17 protein-coding genes and 1 tRNA gene are annotated in these 16,352 nt (G+C 62.7%); 7 read left to right on the forward strand and 11 right to left on the reverse strand.

The genetic code is table 11. From position 1 onward, the window contains the following. Window positions 1-29 precede the first annotated feature (29 nt). Window positions 30-1,010 carry a LysR family transcriptional regulator gene (locus tag BHMPCIPO_RS15020; RefSeq protein ID WP_173517496.1) on the forward strand — a complete coding sequence of 327 codons (981 nt, stop codon included), beginning with the start codon at window positions 30-32 and terminating at the stop codon, window positions 1,008-1,010. Between the two features lie 96 nt (window positions 1,011-1,106). Further along, window positions 1,107-1,556 (forward strand): hypothetical protein, encoded by a 450-nt coding sequence (locus BHMPCIPO_RS15025; protein WP_173517497.1) that lies wholly within the window; start codon window positions 1,107-1,109, stop codon window positions 1,554-1,556. 3 nt (window positions 1,557-1,559) lie between these two features. On the opposite strand, the gene BHMPCIPO_RS15030 is transcribed toward BHMPCIPO_RS15025, so the two are convergent. Then, the gene (locus tag BHMPCIPO_RS15030; protein WP_173517498.1) at window positions 1,560-1,814 is read right to left on the reverse strand and encodes a hypothetical protein; all 255 of its coding nucleotides are present in this window, start codon (window positions 1,812-1,814) and stop codon (window positions 1,560-1,562) included. Window positions 1,815-2,157: 343 nt separating this feature from the next. On the opposite strand from BHMPCIPO_RS15030, the gene iolG reads away from it, so the two are divergent. Beyond that, a complete protein-coding gene (gene iolG, locus BHMPCIPO_RS15035; RefSeq protein ID WP_173517499.1) occupies window positions 2,158-3,150 on the forward strand; it encodes an inositol 2-dehydrogenase in 993 nt (330 codons plus the stop codon). Between the two features lie 91 nt (window positions 3,151-3,241). Here the strand turns inward: iolG and BHMPCIPO_RS15040 are convergent, their stop codons facing one another. Both BHMPCIPO_RS15040 and BHMPCIPO_RS15045 read right to left on the reverse strand, forming a co-directional pair. Further along, window positions 3,242-5,602, reverse strand: coding sequence for a bifunctional diguanylate cyclase/phosphodiesterase (locus BHMPCIPO_RS15040; RefSeq protein WP_173517500.1), 2,361 nt, complete (start codon window positions 5,600-5,602; stop codon window positions 3,242-3,244). Between the two features lie 130 nt (window positions 5,603-5,732). Next, window positions 5,733-6,947, reverse strand: a complete 1,215-nt coding sequence (locus BHMPCIPO_RS15045) for an ROK family transcriptional regulator (RefSeq protein WP_173517501.1) — start codon at window positions 6,945-6,947, stop codon at window positions 5,733-5,735. A gap of 346 nt (window positions 6,948-7,293) precedes the next feature. Here BHMPCIPO_RS15045 and xylF point away from each other — a divergent pair, with 346 nt between their 5' ends. The 4 genes from xylF to BHMPCIPO_RS15065 all read left to right on the forward strand — a co-directional run bounded on the left by xylF (window position 7,294) and on the right by BHMPCIPO_RS15065 (window position 10,956). After that, entirely contained in the window at window positions 7,294-8,331 is a 1,038-nt protein-coding gene (gene xylF / locus BHMPCIPO_RS15050; protein WP_173517502.1) for a D-xylose ABC transporter substrate-binding protein, read from the forward strand. A 226-nt stretch (window positions 8,332-8,557) separates the two neighbouring features. After that, the gene (locus BHMPCIPO_RS15055; RefSeq protein ID WP_173517503.1) at window positions 8,558-9,883 is read left to right on the forward strand and encodes a sugar ABC transporter permease; all 1,326 of its coding nucleotides are present in this window, start codon (window positions 8,558-8,560) and stop codon (window positions 9,881-9,883) included. Between the two features lie 14 nt (window positions 9,884-9,897). Next, on the forward strand, window positions 9,898-10,683 hold the full coding sequence (locus tag BHMPCIPO_RS15060) for an ATP-binding cassette domain-containing protein (RefSeq protein WP_173517504.1): 786 nt from the start codon (window positions 9,898-9,900) through the stop codon (window positions 10,681-10,683). A gap of 196 nt (window positions 10,684-10,879) precedes the next feature. Then, window positions 10,880-10,956 (forward strand) — tRNA-Arg (locus tag BHMPCIPO_RS15065). A gap of 37 nt (window positions 10,957-10,993) precedes the next feature. Here the strand turns inward: BHMPCIPO_RS15065 and BHMPCIPO_RS33665 are convergent. From BHMPCIPO_RS33665 to BHMPCIPO_RS15105, 8 genes are read right to left on the reverse strand one after another with little or no spacing between them, the layout of a single operon-like run. Next, window positions 10,994-12,037 carry a tyrosine-type recombinase/integrase gene (locus tag BHMPCIPO_RS33665; RefSeq protein WP_173517505.1) on the reverse strand — a complete coding sequence of 348 codons (1,044 nt, stop codon included), beginning with the start codon at window positions 12,035-12,037 and terminating at the stop codon, window positions 10,994-10,996. Then, entirely contained in the window at window positions 12,034-12,288 is a 255-nt protein-coding gene (locus BHMPCIPO_RS15075; protein WP_173517506.1) for a helix-turn-helix transcriptional regulator, read from the reverse strand. Before BHMPCIPO_RS15075 ends, BHMPCIPO_RS33665 begins: the two co-directional genes overlap by 4 nt. After that, a complete protein-coding gene (locus BHMPCIPO_RS15080) occupies window positions 12,275-12,808 on the reverse strand; it encodes a hypothetical protein (protein ID WP_173517507.1) in 534 nt (177 codons plus the stop codon). Before BHMPCIPO_RS15080 ends, BHMPCIPO_RS15075 begins: the two co-directional genes overlap by 14 nt. Beyond that, on the reverse strand, window positions 12,805-13,146 hold the full coding sequence (locus BHMPCIPO_RS15085; protein ID WP_173517508.1) for a head-tail adaptor protein: 342 nt from the start codon (window positions 13,144-13,146) through the stop codon (window positions 12,805-12,807). Before BHMPCIPO_RS15085 ends, BHMPCIPO_RS15080 begins: the two co-directional genes overlap by 4 nt. Further along, window positions 13,143-14,357 (reverse strand): phage portal protein, encoded by a 1,215-nt coding sequence (locus BHMPCIPO_RS15090; protein ID WP_173517509.1) that lies wholly within the window; start codon window positions 14,355-14,357, stop codon window positions 13,143-13,145. The genes BHMPCIPO_RS15085 and BHMPCIPO_RS15090 overlap by 4 nt, the downstream gene beginning before the upstream one ends. Continuing rightward, window positions 14,357-14,884, reverse strand: coding sequence for an HK97 family phage prohead protease (locus BHMPCIPO_RS15095; protein WP_173517510.1), 528 nt, complete (start codon window positions 14,882-14,884; stop codon window positions 14,357-14,359). The genes BHMPCIPO_RS15090 and BHMPCIPO_RS15095 overlap by 1 nt, the downstream gene beginning before the upstream one ends. After that, window positions 14,881-15,159 carry a head-tail connector protein gene (locus tag BHMPCIPO_RS15100; protein WP_173517511.1) on the reverse strand — a complete coding sequence of 93 codons (279 nt, stop codon included), beginning with the start codon at window positions 15,157-15,159 and terminating at the stop codon, window positions 14,881-14,883. Before BHMPCIPO_RS15100 ends, BHMPCIPO_RS15095 begins: the two co-directional genes overlap by 4 nt. Next, entirely contained in the window at window positions 15,159-16,271 is a 1,113-nt protein-coding gene (locus BHMPCIPO_RS15105; protein WP_173517512.1) for a phage major capsid protein, read from the reverse strand. The genes BHMPCIPO_RS15100 and BHMPCIPO_RS15105 overlap by 1 nt, the downstream gene beginning before the upstream one ends. Between the last annotated feature and the right edge of the window lie 81 nt (window positions 16,272-16,352).

The following is a 16,352-nucleotide window of genomic DNA, read 5'->3' on the forward strand; positions in this document are numbered from 1 at the left end:
AACCAAGGGGAAAATGAAGGAGGCTGAGAATGCGCGACCAGAAGCCCGGCACCGCCGGCACGACCGGCGAACTCTTCGATTCGGCGCTCTTCCGTTCCGGCCTGAAGATCAGCCACCTGCGACTGATTCTCGCGATCGACGATCACCGGCGCATCAGCGCCGCGGCCGAAGCCCTTGGAATCTCGCAGCCGGCGGCCTCGCGCATGCTGTCGGAAATCGAGACTATGCTGAAGGCGCCGGTCTGCGAACGCGTCGCCCGCGGCGTCGAACTGACGCCCTATGGCGAGGCGCTGGCGCGGCGCGCGCGCACCATCTTTCTAGAGCTTCGGGAGGCCTCCCGCGAAATCAGCGAACTCAAGACCGGCAGCGGCGGCTCGGTCTCACTGGGCTCGGTCACCGGCCCGGCGCTCAACCTCGCGGTCCCCGCAATTCGCCAGGTGATCACCGCCTATCCCGGCATCGAAATCAACGTCCAGATCGAAAACAGCAACGTGCTGGCGAGGGAACTGCTCGCCGCGCGGCACGACTTCATCATCGGGCGCATCCCCGACGACCAGCCGCCGCGGCTCTTCAACATGGTGGAAATCGGCTACGAGGAGGTCTGCCTGATCGTGCGTGACGGCCATCCGCTGCTCGACAAGCCCGTGGTCGGCGCCGAGGACCTGCCCTCCTATGACTGGGTGTTCCAGCCGCCGGGCACGCTGCTCAGACGCGCGGTCGAGGACAGCTTCGTGTCCGCCGGCGTCAGGCTGCCGGCAACCGTGATCAACACCTCGTCGATCATCCTGACGCTGTCCATCGTGCGCAACACCAATGCGATCGCGCCGGTGGCGCTCGACGTCGCCAACCTGATTGCCGGCAATCGTACGCCGGCCGGAGAAATCCGCATCCTCAAGACCGAAATCCCGATCCGCATCAAGCCCTACGGGCTGATCACGGCGGAGGGACGCGCACTGCCGCCAAGCGCCAAACTGCTCTACGACCTCATCCTGAAGCAGGGACGAGCATGACCCGCCCGGCATGATCAAAGTGATCAGCCCCGCATCATCGAATGATCAGCCCGGGATAATCTCCGGCTGCCATGGTGCGCCTCCATTGGAGGCGTCATGTTTGGAATGTCAGTCTTTCAGTCGGTGCTCGAGCGGCTGAAAGAGGAAGAGGATAGCGAACCTGCACCGGCCGAAGCGACGCGTGTCGCCACGCCCTATGCCCCGGCGTTCGGCAGCAGCTTTGCCGCCGAGAGCATTGGCCTGGCTTCCTTCGGCGCGGTCGAGCGCGCCTATCTCGACGCGTCTTTCGTGGACCCGCCGCCCCCGCCCGTCATGCCCGACTTTCTCAGCCGCACGAGCCTTGCGGAGGTCGCCGAGGAACTGGCGCTTGCAGACGACGAAACGCACGTGACGCTTGCTGCGAAGCGGCGGGCATTCGCTGCCCTGAACCACCCGGACCGGCTGCCGGCCGCCTTTCGCGCCAATGCGACCGTGCGGATGAAACTCGCCAACATGCTGATCGACGAAGCCTCTCGGCAGGTGCGTGCGAACAGTCCGCCCCCCTGATTCTCAGCCGGTGGGGCCGCCCTCGTCGCCCTTGTCCTGCTCCTCGCCCCCGGCCTTTGCCTCGCCCTTCTCGCTCGGCCTGTAGAAGATCAGCAGCGCCGCCGAGGCGTAGGCGGTGATCGCCAGGAAGATCATGCCCCAAAGCGTCTGCTCGCCAAGGAACTCGACCACCGTCCACACGGCGCAGAAGAGAACGATCAGCAGACGGATCCACAGCGGGCGGTAAAAGGGGTGGTCCGGGTCGATGAACTTGAGCATTCTATCCTCTGGCAGCCTTATCTCGAGTGCTCCATTTACGAGAAGTTCGCCCACAACGGCAAGCCCGGGACCACGAACGCCCCTTGACGGGAAAGCACAAAATGGAATAAAAATTCCGAAAATGTGCGTATCGGCCGTTTCATTCCGATTGTGCGGGATTGGGTGGCCGAACGGACAACGGAGGTACCAAGGGAGAGGCGTCGGCGCAGCGTTCCAACGCGCGATCTTTCGTGGCAACTTTTCGACCCATTCGCGGAAACGGTTTTCCGCGGCGCCTTTGCGCGATGAGCGCCGATCATCACGCCCCTTCCCGGTCGCGAACCGGACTTCGAGAGAAACAGAGATGACAGTCAGATTTGGTCTTCTGGGCGCCGGTCGCATCGGCAAGGTTCACGCGAAAGCCGTCAGCGGCAATCCGGACGCCGTGCTCGTTGCCGTTGCCGATGCCTTCCCCGCCGCTGCCGAAGCCATCGCCAAGCAGTATGGCTGCGACGTGCGCACCATCGAGGCGATCGAAGCCGCCAAGGACATCGATGCCGTCGTCATCTGCACCCCGACCGACACCCATGCCGACCTGATCGAGCGTTTCGCCCGCGCCGGCAAGGCCATCTTCTGCGAAAAGCCCGTCGATCTCGACGTCGAGCGCGTCAGGGCCTGCCTCAAGGTGGTCAACGAAACCAAGGCCAAGCTGATGGTCGGCTTCAACCGCCGCTTCGACCCGCATTTCATGGCCGTCAAGCAGGCGATCGACGCCGGCAAGATCGGCGACGTCGAGATGGTGACGATCACCTCGCGCGATCCCGGCGCCCCGCCGGTCGACTACATCAAGCGTTCGGGCGGCATCTTCCGCGACATGACCATCCACGACTTCGACATGGCCCGCTTCCTGCTCGGTGAGGAGCCGGTCTCGGTGACAGCAACCGCCGCCGTTCTCGTCGACACGGCGATCGGCGAAGCCGGCGACTATGACAGCGTCTCGGTGATCCTGCAGACGGCATCCGGCAAGCAGGCCATCATCTCCAACTCCCGTCGCGCCACCTATGGCTACGACCAGCGCATCGAAGTGCACGGCTCGAAGGGCGCCGTTTCGGCTGAGAACCAGCGGCCGGTGTCGATCGAGATCGCCAACGGCGATGGCTACACCCGCCCGCCGCTGCACGACTTCTTCATGACCCGCTATACCGAAGCCTATGCCAACGAGATCGAGAGCTTCATCGCCGCGATCGAAAAGGGCGCGGAAATCACGCCTTCCGGCAAGGACGGCCTTGCCGCACTGGCGCTCGCCGACGCAGCCGTAAAGTCGGTTGTCGAAAAGCGCCAGATCAGCGTGGCTTAGAACTTCGCCTCCCAAGCAAGCAAAAAGGCCGGGCGCCGCGTGCCCGGCCTTTTTTTGCACCCGCACGCGGCAAGTCGGCGCTCCAGGCGTCTCAGCCTTCGGCGCAAGCCGGCACCTTCGCCCATCGTGGCGCTTCCCGGCCGGTGCTGGGCGCAGCACCCGGCCGCCCGGAAAGAAATCCTTGTATCTGCAGGCAGCCTTCCTCCGCCAGGATCTGCCGTTGTCGTTCGGTCTCGACGCCTTCGGTCACGACTGCCAGCTTGAGGCTGTGGCCGAGCGCGATGATCGCCCGGACGATCGCCTGCGCCGAAGGATCCTTTTCGAGGGCGGCAGTGAAGCTGCAATCGATCTTCAGCTTGTCGAAGGGGAAGGTCTGCAGGTTGCTCAACGACGAATGTCCGGTGCCGAAATCGTCCATGACGATCCTGACGCCGAGGATACGCAGGCGAACCAGTACCGCCAGCACGTCCTCGCGATTGTGCATCAGCGCCGCCTCGGTGATTTCGAGTTCCAGCCGCCAGGGATCGAGGCCGGTCCGGCGCAAGATGCTGGCGACCTGGTCGAAGAGATTGGGCAGCAGGAACTGGACCGGCGAAATGTTGACGGAAATCGGCAGCGGTTCATTCCATTTTGCCGCTTCCGTGCAAGCCTGCTCCAGCACCCACTCGCCGATCTGGATGATCGAGCCGCTTTCCTCTGCGATCGGGATGAACACGTCGGGTCCGATCAGCCCACGCTGCGGATGGCTCCAGCGCAGAAGTGCCTCGTAGCCGATGATCCTGTCGCTCTGAACCTCGACCATCGGCTGGTACTCGAGAAAGAACTGGCGTCGAAGCACCGCATGGCGCAGGTCGTTTTCGATCTGCCGGCGGGTGCGAACCGCTTCATCCATTTCCCGGTCGAAGAAACAGGCGATACCCTTGCCACTCTGCTTGGCGCGGTAGAGCGCCGTGTCGGCGTTGTTGCGCAACTGATCTGCGGTCTGCCCGTCGGTCGGGTAAAGCGCGGCGCCGATGCTGACACCGACGGCGGTCGGGTCGCGATTGGTATCCATTTCCGCGGCAAACAGCGCCAGGATACGGTCCGTCACCAGGCGCGCCGCCTGCGGCTGCCTGCCGCCCACCTGAATGATTGCGAATTCGTCACCGCCGAGACGGGCGATCGTGTCCTGCTCTCCGGCAGCCGCCCGCAGGATGTCGGCAACCTTGCGCAGGATACGGTCACCTTCGCCGTGGCCGAAGATATCGTTGACCGCCTTGAAGCGGTCGAGGTCGAGGCAGAGGATCGCGAGTTCCTCGCCTCGCGCAGAAGCCGCCGCCAGCGTCTGGGCCAGCCTGCGGTCGAAGAAGGCGCGGTTCGGCAAGTCGGTGAGCGCATCGTGATGGGCCAGATGCTCGATGGTGCGCTCGGCTTCCTTCCTTGCCCTCAAGTCGCGCACGAAGATCACTTCGCATTCGCGTTCACGATACTCGATCGTCCGACACATGAACTCCACGGGGATGGTGCGCCCGTCGGCATTCAAAAGGTCGATCTCGCCGGGACCGTCCCCGCGCTTGTGTCCCTCCAGCCCCTCCTCGCCGAAGACGAAGATCTCGGACGGGCGACGCCCGGACAGGTCCGCAAGCGGTCGACCGGTGAGGCCGGAAAACCGCTCATTGGCTTCGACGATGACGCCATCGAAAACGATCGCCATGCCTTCGAGCGAGGCGTTGGCGAGCCCTCGGAGATCGGTCAGGTGCCGATCGACGAAGAGCGCGCCGAAGGCGAGCACGATCAATGTGGTCGAGGCGGCGATGACGCCACCGGCGAGCCAGGCGGGATGAATGGTATCGGCGACGGCGACACTGGCCTCTGGCACCAGCGTCACGCCGCTCATCGACGTGAAGTGCAAGGCACAGATCGCAAGCACCAGCAGCAGTGAGGAGACGACCAACCGCCGCATGCTGCGCAGGACATGAAAAGCGTAGAGCGCAGCGCCCGCCAGCAGCATTCCGGCGACGACCGCCGAACCAGTCGCTCGCAGATCATAGGCTATGTGCCCGTGGATCTCGATCGCCTGCATGCCGGTGAAATGCATCGCCGCAACGCCGGCACCAAGCACGAAACCGCCGCAGCACATCGAGAGACGCGAACCACCACTGAGGCAGATTGTGAAAGCGATCCACGACGCGGCTATGGCTACGACCATCGACAGGGCGGTGCCCCAGAGACCGTAAGCAACCGGCACGCCACCGTCATAGGCCAACATCGCGATGAAGTGCGTCGACCAGACGCCGAAACCGCAGGCAAGGCCGCTGGCGGCGACCCAGAGGCTGCGCTGGCCGCCTTCGCTTCGCTCGGCACGCAGCAGTAGCAACATCGTTGCAACGCTGCCAGCCAGGCAGACGATCGCGGCGGCCACGATGAGCCGCCAGTCATGATCGTCGCGTATGCATGCAATCACTGAAAACATAGACGTCTCCCGCGTCACGGCCACATTGACAAGGAGTCGCTAAATAACTGTAAATTGTATTACCAAAAGGCGTTCGCCTTCGGCACAAGCCCAAAAATGGTCACGCCGGGCGATGCGCTTCAGCCGGTCATCACGAAAGGCCGGTGGTGGCGATATCGGCATCGATCGCGCCCAGCGCCCGCTCCAGATGCCCCTCGAAGACGAGGCGTTGCTCGTCCGGCACGACCGATATTTCGGGAGCGCCCTGGAGACGAACCTGCATCGATTGGGCGAGTCCCTCCTCGATACCCGGCAGCATGAGATCGAAGTAGCGGATGCCGGGGCCGGTGACGTGGACGGGCATGCGTTCATAAAGGCTCAGCATGCGCGAGATGCCGTTGCCGAGCGCGATGCCCGCCTGGCGGAATGCATAACCGGCCATGCGGTGCCCCTGCCGCGCACTGGCGGCAATCTTGTCGAGCTCGGCGACGGGAACGAATTTGGCGGGGATGGTATCCGCCGGCACCTCGAACGCGGCACGCAGAATCCCATAGAAACCGGCCGCCGCCTCGATGCAGCCATAGGCACCGCAACGGCACAGGCCGGCCGACGGCGCATGCAGCATGTGGCCGAAGTTGGGCGCGCTGACATCCATGTCCCCGCTCTGGCTCTTGCGGGCGACGCCGAGGCCGATGCTGTGGCCGAGCGAGATCGCCGCAAGCGCCCTGAACCCGCCCTCCGGCTTGCGCTCGGCCTGGGCGGCGAGCGCCTGGGCGACCAGCAGCGTCTCGTTGCTGAGCATGACTTTCGCGCGCCACTGCGGCGCAAGCAACGCGGCGAAATCCAGCTCTTCCCGGCCGAAGACCGGCGACCACAAAAGCCGCGCCGCCGCGCTGTCGACCAGGCCCTTGCTGCTGATCGAAACGGCGAGCACCCGATCCCGCTCCAGCCTCGAACGCTGCAGCAGGCGTTCGAGCGCATCCACGAATGCACGGGCGAAAGGAACCGTGCCGCGCTCGCCGTGGTTTCGCGTTTCGTCGAACCGGTCGAGAAGCGTGCCGCCATAATCGATCAGCGAATATTGCACGATGTCGGAGGAGATCCTGACGACCACGAGGTGGCCGTAGTCGCGCCGCGGCGTGAAGAGGACACGGGGCCGCCCTCGCCCGCCCTGAACCTGTTGCTCCGCCTTGGCGAGCACCCCGGCCTTCTCCAGTTCCGCGGTGATCACGGAAACGGTCGCCGAGGCAAGCCCCGTCTCGGCAGAAATTTCCGTATGGGAGAGATTGCCGGCACGCCTGAGCGCCGCAAGGACCAGCGCGCTGTTCTGCTGACGCACGAGCTCAGTGCTGGACTTTGTCAGCATGAGACGTCCCTGTCAGTGGCAGATCCTTCGAACACATGCCCCTCCCAAAGCATCTGTTGAACGGCAAGACAAGGCGCCGACAGCCTTGTCGACAGCCTTGTGGCACCGATTTTCCCGACGGTCGGGAAACAACGCACGAGACCGCTCGCGAAGCACTTTGTTGATGCCGCAACCACCGCATTCACGCCGTGTTGACAGCCTCCAAAATCCATGACATTCATTTTCTCGACTGTCGAGAAAATAATTCCGCACGATGTGGCGGCGCGATCTCCGACAGCATTCAAGGCTGGCGGGGGATGGTGCGGGAGGTTCGCACGCTCGGCCGGCCCTCACTCGGGAGGATGAAATGAAATCCGTTTTGAAGCTGATGGCAGGGGTTGCCGTCATCGTTTCCCTGCATTCCGTTGCCCAGGCGAAGGACTTGGTCGTCGGCGTCTCCTGGTCCAACTTCCAGGAAGAGCGCTGGAAAACCGACGAAGCCGCCATCAAGGCCGCACTGGAAGCGTCCGGTGACAAGTACATCTCCGCCGACGCGCAGTCGTCCGCAGCCAAGCAGCTGACCGATATCGAGTCGCTGATCGCCCAGGGCGCCAATGCACTGATCGTGCTGGCCCAGGACAGCGACGCCATCGGCCCGGCCATCGAAAAGGCCGCCGCCGAAGGCATTCCGGTCGTCGGCTACGACCGCCTGATCGAAAACCCGGCCGCCTTCTACATCACCTTCGACAACAAGGAAGTCGGCCGCATGCAGGCCCGCGAAGTGTTCAAGGTGAAGCCGGAAGGCAACTACGTCTTCATCAAGGGTTCCTCGGCCGATCCGAACGCCGACTTCCTCTTCTCCGGACAAATGGAAGTGCTGAAGGAAGCCGTCGACGCCGGCAAGATCAAGAATGTCGGCGAAGCCTATACGGACGGCTGGAAGCCGGAGAACGCCCAGAAGAACATGGAGCAGTTCCTGACCGCCAACGACAACAAGGTCGACGCAGTCGTCGCTTCCAACGACGGTACGGCGGGCGGCTCGATCGCGGCTCTCGATGCACAGGGCCTCGCCGGCTCGGTCCCGGTCTCCGGTCAGGATGCCGACAAGGCGGCACTGAACCGTGTTGCCTTGGGCACGCAGACCGTCTCGGTCTGGAAGGACTCCCGCGAACTCGGCAAGCGCGCTGCAGAAGTCGCCGTCGATCTTGCCGGCGGCAAGAAGATGGAAGAAATCGCCGGCGTCACCACCTTCAACGGCGGACCGAAGGGCGTGGCCATGCAGTCGGTCTTCCTCGCACCGCTGCCGATCACCAAGGACAACCTGAACGTCGTCATCGACGCGGGCTGGATCTCCAAGGCGGAAGCCTGCCAGGGCGTCAAGGGCGACGTCGCGGCTTGCAAGTAAACCGCATCAGCAGAACTGAGCGCTGACGTCAGACAAGCGCCGCAACGCAACCCGTTGCGGCGCTTGCGCAAGGTACGCACCGAGCGGACAATGCCGCCCGCGCGACCGGCGCAACGCAACGAAACGCTCGATCTCTGCCGTCGCACCGGACTTGTCGCGTCGATCCCGGCTCCTGGTGCCATCTGACGCGGCGACATCAACACAAAAAGTGGGGGAAGGCACGTCCATGGCCGACATCACACAAGGCAACACGCAGGGCGCACAAGCGAATCGCGCCCGCACAGCGGACGAAAACCCGGTGAAGCGCTTCTTCCGCGCCACCGAAATCGACACCCGACTGCTCGGCATGGTCGGCGCGCTCGTCATCATCTGGGTCGGCTTCCAGATTATGACCGGCGGCCTGTTCCTGACGCCGCGCAACCTGTGGAACCTGACGGTCCAGACCTCCTCCGTCGCCGTGATGGCGACCGGCATGGTGCTGATCATCGTCACCCGCAACATCGACCTCTCCGTCGGCTCCGTGCTCGGCTTCTGCGGCATGGTTATGGGCGTCATGCAGGTGAAGTTCCTGCCGCAATATCTCGGCCTCGAGCATCCGGCCATCTGGATCATCACGCTTTTGAGCGGCATCGCCGTCGGCGCCGCCATCGGCGCGCTCCAGGGCTCGATCGTCGCCTTCCTCAACGTGCCGGCGTTCATCGTCACGCTCGGCGGCCTGCTCGTCTGGCGCGGCGCCACCTGGTTCGTGACCAGCGGCCAGACGGTCGCGCCGATGAACACCACCTTCCGCCTGATGGGCGGCGGCACCGAGGGCTCGATCGGCGCCACGGCAAGCTGGATCGTCGGCATCCTCGCCTGCATCGCCATCGTCGCCGCCATCCTCAATTCGCGCAAGCAGCGCAAGCGCTTCCGTTTCCCGCTGCGTCCGGTCTGGGCGGAGTATTTCCTGGCGATCCTAGGCTGTATCCTGGTCCTCGGCGCGATCACTGTCGCCAACAGCTACTACTGGCCGACCAACATCGCCCGCAAATATGCCGACGCCAACGGCATCGCCTGGCCCGAAGGCGGCCTGCAGATCCCGCACGGTATCGCCATCCCCGTGCTCGTCGCCGTCGCCGTCGGCATCGTCATGACCTTTATCGCCACACGGCTCCGCTTCGGCCGCTATGTCTTCGCGCTCGGCGGCAACCCTGAGGCTGCGGAACTCGCCGGCATCAAGACCCGCTGGGTCACCGTCAAGATCTTCACGCTGATGGGCATTCTCTGCGCCATCGCCGCGGCGATCTCGACCGCCCGCCTCAACGCGGCAACCAACGCGCAGGGCGAACTCGACGAACTCTACACGATCGCCGCCGCAGTCATCGGCGGCACCTCGCTCGCCGGCGGTGTCGGCACGATCGCCGGCGCCATGATCGGCGCACTCGTCATGCAATCACTACAGTCGGGCATGGTGCTCTTGGGGATCGACTCGCCATTCCAGCGCATCGTCGTCGGTGTGGTTCTGGTCGTTGCCGTCTGGCTCGACACCATCTACCGCGCCCGCGCCAAGTAAGAAGGAGGTCGACCATGAAAGACCAACGCACTCCGCTCGTGGAAATGAAGAACATTTCCATCTCCTTCGGCGGCATCCACGCGGTGGACAACGCCTCCGTCGACCTCTACCCCGGTGAGGTCGTGGCCCTGCTCGGCCACAACGGCGCCGGCAAGTCGACCCTGATCAAGATCCTTTCCGGCGCCTACAAACGCGATGCCGGCGAGATCCTGATCAATGGCGAGCCCGCCGACATCAACAACCCGCGCGACGCCAAGAAATACGGCATCGAGACGATCTACCAGACGCTCGCCGTCGCCGACAATGTCGATGCCGCCGCCAATCTCTATCTCGGCCGTGAGCTCAGGACTCCCTGGGGCACGCTCGACGACGTGGCGATGGAGGCCAAGGCCCGCGAAGTCATGGGACGCCTCAATCCCAACTTCCAGCGCTTCAAGGAACCGGTGAAGGCGCTTTCCGGCGGCCAGCGGCAATCGGTGGCGATCGCGCGCGCAATTCTCTTCGACGCCCGCATCCTGATCATGGACGAGCCGACGGCCGCCCTCGGGCCGCAGGAAACCGCCCAGGTCGGCGACCTCATCAAGCAGTTGAAGCGCGAAGGCATCGGCATCTTCCTGATCAGCCACGACATCCACGACGTCTTCGACCTCGCCGACCGCGTGTCGGTGATGAAAAACGGCCAGGTCGTCGGCGAGGCCCGCACCGAGGACGTGACCAAGGACGAGGTGCTCGGCATGATCATCATGGGCAAGGTACCGCCGAAGGCCATCCCCGGCCCTGGCGCGATGCAGGTCGCCTGAAGCAATCCTCGGCGGCGCGCCTCACCGGTCCGCCGCCGAGCACCTTGCCGACCGGCAGAGGCAGGGCAAGCAGTTGCATTTTCAGCAACAACGGCAAATTCCCCTGCGAACTCCACCTTTTCACCATTGATGCGGCGCCAAAGCTAAGCTATGAACCGCTTCACAGCCTGCTTCGGCGGCCCTGCCGCCGACGGATGCACCCGTAGCTCAGCTGGATAGAGTGTTGGATTCCGATTCCAAAGGTCACAGGTTCGAATCCTGTCGGGTGCGCCATTTCTAGATTTCCTTTCATGAAATCAAGGCTTTAAGACTAGGATTCCACTAACCCATCGTTTGGGTTAGGCAATTTGATGATAAACGATTGCTCCGATTTGGCCATAGCGGCACGGCTCAATCGCTTCATTTCGGCTGCTTTCGTGTACCTCTCTATCTCTTTGATATCCCGGTGACCGGTGATCGACATGATCTCCAGAGCGGTGCATCCTGATTCGGCAAGACGCCGGCAGGCTGCTTTTCGGAGGCCATGAGGGGAAGAGTTCGACGGCAGTCCAGCAGCATGGGCCGCTTCCCGCAGCCAGTTCGTGAAAGCCTTCTCCGATCTGGCGGAGCCGTAGACCGTCGATATGAACGTCTCTCTCCCTCGTGGCAGATCGAAGAGGAACGCTAGATCGCTGTGCAGCGGGATATGAAGCTCCACGATCTCCTGTGACTTCTTGGTGTTGATCACGAAGGCATCGTCGACGATATGCTGCCATCCCAGACGGACAGCATCAGACCGGCGCAAGCCGGTATGCAGAAGCACCTCCATGGCGATCCGCTCCGGCTGACCTTCCTTCCACTTCTCGCGATATGCGGCGATGTCGGCTTCGGTCCAACTCCGGTAGCCCTTGGACTTCGTCTTGATCCGCTTCGCTTCTTTCGCTGGATTGACCTGGATCATCCCGACTGACTTGGCATACTCGAAAACCGATGACAGCCTTTTCCGAAGGATGTTCGCAGCGGCCGGCGTCTCTGCCTTCCCGTCGATCAGCACGTTGATGTGCTTCGTCTGGATCCCCGCAATCGGCGCATGACCATGCTCTTTCGCGAAGGCATCGAGGATGCGGCGATAGACCTGCTTGCTCGAGTCCGCCAGCTGGGCGAACTCGGCGCTGCGATAGTAGCCCTGTATGGCTGCGCCCATCGATCCGGCAACCGGAGGCTTTCCGGCCGATACCGGTTCGGCCGCCTTGGCCCGGTGGTACGCGATCCAGAACTCTTCAGAATACAAAGGGCCAGGCAAAGCCACCTGTGGCTTTCCCGGCTCTCTATAATAGATACGCTGTGTGTCGTGACGGTCCTGATAGACGTTCACGTACTTTGGTTTTCGAAGCCGCACACCTTATCCCAATAGCTGGAATTGTTATCGTTAGCCGCAGTATAGACGGGCTTGGCGAAAAGGGAATCGAGGTCATGTCGATCCCAGATCATCACCCCGAAAATGTCACGCGGCGGAGGGATTGCGCCCTCCTTCCGCTTGCGGTCAAACAGGGTCGGGCTGATCCCGATATAGCGGGCTGCATCTTCGCGGCGGAGGCCACGAGGGACGAAATCAGCCGAGGACACGCGCGGCCTCCCGATGCTCGACGCTCAGGGTACGGGCAAGGCCCTCGACAGCTTCTGTATCGCTCGCGTCCTCATGGACGTGAAACGTTGCCGGGACCACGATCCGCTCAATCGGTTGCTCGAATGGATCGGCGCCGATCGTCTTGCCGGTGACATGATCGCGGCGAACCGGCTTCTCAGCAAATCGCCTTGCGGCATTGAGGCCGGTCTGTTGCTTCACGGTCGGCTCTTCTGGCATCTCGCCACCCATACGCTCGAACATGTCGCGCAGTTTCTCCGTCAGATCGCGTGCGAACGCTCCCCGATGAAACCACTGGATCAACGGTCGATCCGCCAGGCGGGGCGAGGAAGGCGAATGAGCAACGAAGCCACGATCAGGTGACCATGTCAGCCGAACGTCATGGAGCGTCATGTGAAGCTCAGGAATGAAGACCTCAGCCATTGCCAGGGTCTTGTACGCGCGGGTGCCATCGTCGTTGATGAACAGCCGCATTCCGCGGATTTTGGTGTTGAAGGTCACGTTGCGACTCCTGTTTCTGTGAGCATGTTGACGAACGCTTTCCGCTCATCCGGCTCGATTGATCTGATGTTGTAGACTTCTCCTGTGCGGCCGTTCTTCGCCCGCCAGGCGCTGCTCACAGTGGCGAAGTCGGGTTGCCACCTCATGTTGATCGCTACCGTCTGCGTGCCGCCGAGACGGCCCGCCATGACCGTCTCTGTGCCCCTCAAGATTTGGATGCGGGCCGGTGCAGACCAGACCGTTTCCCACGGTCCAGCCTGCTCATTTCCGAAGCCGTCATCCACGAGGGTCCGGAACTGCATCTCGATAACTTCCCGAAGGTCGCCCGCGCCGGTCATACCTGGTCCTCGACCTTCGCGCGGTTGTCGTTGGCGCCGACGATCCCCATATTGAGCGGCTGCACATAGCTGTCGCCATCTGCAATCTTGCTCATGTTCTCGAAGGCGCGGATCTCGTTCGCACTCAGCCATCCGCCCTCGCGGCCTACGCGGTAAGCGTTGTAGCGGCTGACCAGATCGCCCCTCATGAGGCCCGCCAGGTCATGCTCAATAAAGAGCGTCTTGCGCGCATCCGGCGAAAGCAACTGGATCGTCATGGCCATCTCGACACGCTTGGCCCATGGTGCCAGGCACCGCATGACTAGCGCGCGGCTCTCCTCGCCGATGTTGCTGTAGGTCGCATCATCGGTGATGCCTGCGACCGACGGCGGGACGCCGTACACTCGGCAGATATCAAGGTTGCTCAGCTTCCGGCTCTCGAGAAATTCCGAATCCTTGCTCGAAAACTGGAACGTCTCGAACTTCGCCCCACCGTCCAAGACCATGACCTCGTTGGCCTTCAACTGGCCGAGGAACCTTTCCTTGAACTTGGTGATGACGTTCTCTTTGCTGCCTGGACCGGTGCCGGCCGCCAGCTTGTCGGGGAACACAAGCGCGCCGGCAGGACGGAAGGCGTTTTCAGCAGCCGCCCCTGCCTGATCCTGTTGCGCCAAAGCAAGGCCGAACGCTGCACTAGCAATCTGGATCGGCGACATGCCCAGAATGCCGTCCTTGGTCCGATATCGAACGTGCAGAACGTCGTCCTGCAGAAGAGTTTCCGTGCCACCGTCAGACTTTGCGTACTTATACCGCAGTCTGCCAGTGGTCAGCTTCTCGACCGTGACAGAGCCAGCCACGAGAGGGGAAAGGCCGGTGACCTGGCCGCGCCCGTTTCGCTCGATCTTGGCGTAGCCGTTGCCGTAGGTCAGTGCCGATGCCAGCAGCCATTCCCGCGCCTCGAAGGCGGTCAGGGTTGCCGAAGCCTGGTCATGCAGGACCGCATAGAGCGGATGATCGGTAGCGGCTTCCCGGCCGCCATCTGCCGTCTTGCGATAGACCTTCAACGGGACCGATGCGAGGTTTTCGGCGATGACAGAGATGCAGCGATGGGCGACCGCATGACCGCTCGCCTTCTCGATATCAGCTCGCCCCTGCCAGCGCGCTCCAAGGAACTCGCCGAGGAAAGGATCGCTGGTCGCGATCCGCTTCTCTTGCTTCGAAAAGGGCCACATTAGCGAACGCCCTCCAGTTCCAGCAGAGCAATGCGACGATCAGCATCCGTCCGACGCTGGCGAGAGCGAGCCTGCACGCTGGTGCCGCCATATGCCGGGAAGGACTGGACCACACTGATCTCGTGCAGGACGACGTTGCGCAGTTCGCGCTTGTCTCCGGCCCAACTGTCGCCGCCATCCGGGACCGTGAAGCCGAAGCTCATGCCGCCCAGATCGCCCCTCGCGGCCAGTGCCAGCACGTCACGGCCGGCACTGGTGTCGGGAACGTCCAGTTCGAACTTCAGGCCACGTTCATCCTCAGAGAGGCGCAGGGTGCCGCTCTTGGTCCTCGCCAGGACGCGCGATGGATCATGATCCACGAGGGCGAGAATGTCGGGATTGGAGCGCAGGGAAGCGGCGAACGCGCCTGGCGCGATCTTCTCATGGAAATCGAGGATCCGGGTTTCGGTGTTGAACGTCGCGGCATAGCCGGTCAGCTTGCGGCCCTCTGCGCGAATTTCCGTCGCGATACGCTTCTCAATGGTCATAGGCTTTGCTCCCGGAAGGGCTGAAGCAATGCGTTCACGCCGAACGGCATGGCAGCAATGCCGGCCGTGGTGACGGCTTCGCGGTTGTTGAAGAAGTGGGAAACGATCAGCAGCACGGCATGACGGACGGCGGGTTGAATGGGAGTGGCGAATGCCACCCCCACCGATTCCACGTAGTCCTCAGCCGCCTCGATCAGCCCAGTGATGTACGCGTCATCCGTAGCAAAGGTGATGCGGAGATGCGCCTTGGCGTCAGCGAGGTCGACCTCTGACATTAGACGCCCTTCCAGGCGAAGCTTTCAACGTGGCGAACAGCAACGTCAGCATCAAGGAAGGCGTGCAGTCGCAGACCGCCCTTGGATGCGTCCGAATACGGATTCGCGAGGATATCGACGCCAGACCAGTAGCCGATGACCAGATCATTCCAGTGACCGTAAATCAGCGGCTCCTTGTTGGGGGTGCCAGTGATCGTCTTCACCTGCGTGGTCGTGGTGACGGACTTCTGGTGGAAGATCTCCGAAGCCGGGATATTGCGGTCGGTCGTATCCTTCAGCTTGCGGACAAGCGCCATAAGCTTCGGATTGGTCAGGAACGCGCCCGTACCCATCACGTCGTCGATCTCAAGCGCCGCAATCAGATCGGCGGCGATATCGGTGATCTCGGTCGAGGTCGTGCCATCTTCGGCGATGACCGCCATGATGCCGTCGGGCTCGTTGGCCGAACCGTTGCCCTTGATCGCCGCAGCGTCCAGCGCCTGCGCCAGTACGAAGCCGAGGTCACGGCGAAGCAGATCTTCGATCGCAACGCTGTTCTGAAGCGTCAGGCGGCGGGAGAGGTACATTTCGCCGGTGACGGTCTTCGGCGACATGGCCACCTTGTCGAAGGTCGCGTCAGAGGCCGTCGATGCGCCGTCTTCGGCTACCCACGAGGAAGTGGGACCAGAGGTCAGGCGCGGAAGGTCGAAGTTGCCGGTCAGGCCAGAGATGACCGTGGCGCCCATGCCCTGCACTGCGAGAGTCGGACGAAGGCGATCGATCAGGCCGCCGAGATTGGTTGCAACCGTATTGCCGGCCGAACCGCCTACCGTCATGGCGCGGTTCTCAAGGATCATGGAAGTCGGGACCATGACACCACGCGCCTCGCGGCCCTTGCTCAGTTCGTCATGCTGTTCGCGCTCGACGCCCGTCAGCGTGCCAGCAGCGCCCTCGCGGATGGCCTTGGCAACCGAGTAACTGCGCAGTTCGCGTACCTTGGAAGCGTCCGGTTCTGCGTCAGCCTGGCGCTCGAACTCGGCGAGCGTTGCGGCACGCTTGATATCCTTGTCGAGCGCGCGGACTTCAGCTTCGAGTTTGTCGAAGGCTTCGGCGTTGTTGACAGCAGCCTTCATCTCTGCAATTTTCCCGGCGCGCTGTTCATTCAAGTGATGTACGTTCAAAGTGTGTCCTTTCGAAAGACAGTTGATGGGTTT

The sequence above is a fragment of the Ensifer sesbaniae genome, assembly GCF_013283665.1.
Lineage (GTDB): Bacteria > Pseudomonadota > Alphaproteobacteria > Rhizobiales > Rhizobiaceae > Ensifer > Ensifer sesbaniae.

Excerpts from the sequence above, each read along its gene's own strand:
- BHMPCIPO_RS15020 (WP_173517496.1), top strand. The coding sequence starts at position 30 with ATGCGCGACCAGAAGCCCGGCACCGCCGGCACGACCGGCGAACTCTTC.
- BHMPCIPO_RS15025 (WP_173517497.1), top strand. The coding sequence starts at position 1,107 with ATGTTTGGAATGTCAGTCTTTCAGTCGGTGCTCGAGCGGCTGAAAGAG.
- BHMPCIPO_RS15030 (WP_173517498.1), bottom strand. The coding sequence starts at position 1,814 with ATGCTCAAGTTCATCGACCCGGACCACCCCTTTTACCGCCCGCTGTGG.
- iolG (WP_173517499.1), top strand. The coding sequence starts at position 2,158 with ATGACAGTCAGATTTGGTCTTCTGGGCGCCGGTCGCATCGGCAAGGTT.
- BHMPCIPO_RS15040 (WP_173517500.1), bottom strand. The coding sequence starts at position 5,602 with ATGTTTTCAGTGATTGCATGCATACGCGACGATCATGACTGGCGGCTC.
- BHMPCIPO_RS15045 (WP_173517501.1), bottom strand. The coding sequence starts at position 6,947 with ATGCTGACAAAGTCCAGCACTGAGCTCGTGCGTCAGCAGAACAGCGCG.
- xylF (WP_173517502.1), top strand. The coding sequence starts at position 7,294 with ATGAAATCCGTTTTGAAGCTGATGGCAGGGGTTGCCGTCATCGTTTCC.
- BHMPCIPO_RS15055 (WP_173517503.1), top strand. The coding sequence starts at position 8,558 with ATGGCCGACATCACACAAGGCAACACGCAGGGCGCACAAGCGAATCGC.
- BHMPCIPO_RS15060 (WP_173517504.1), top strand. The coding sequence starts at position 9,898 with ATGAAAGACCAACGCACTCCGCTCGTGGAAATGAAGAACATTTCCATC.
- BHMPCIPO_RS15085 (WP_173517508.1), bottom strand. The coding sequence starts at position 13,146 with ATGACCGGCGCGGGCGACCTTCGGGAAGTTATCGAGATGCAGTTCCGG.
- BHMPCIPO_RS15090 (WP_173517509.1), bottom strand. The coding sequence starts at position 14,357 with ATGTGGCCCTTTTCGAAGCAAGAGAAGCGGATCGCGACCAGCGATCCT.
- BHMPCIPO_RS15095 (WP_173517510.1), bottom strand. The coding sequence starts at position 14,884 with ATGACCATTGAGAAGCGTATCGCGACGGAAATTCGCGCAGAGGGCCGC.
- BHMPCIPO_RS15100 (WP_173517511.1), bottom strand. The coding sequence starts at position 15,159 with ATGTCAGAGGTCGACCTCGCTGACGCCAAGGCGCATCTCCGCATCACC.
- BHMPCIPO_RS15105 (WP_173517512.1), bottom strand. The coding sequence starts at position 16,271 with ATGAAGGCTGCTGTCAACAACGCCGAAGCCTTCGACAAACTCGAAGCT.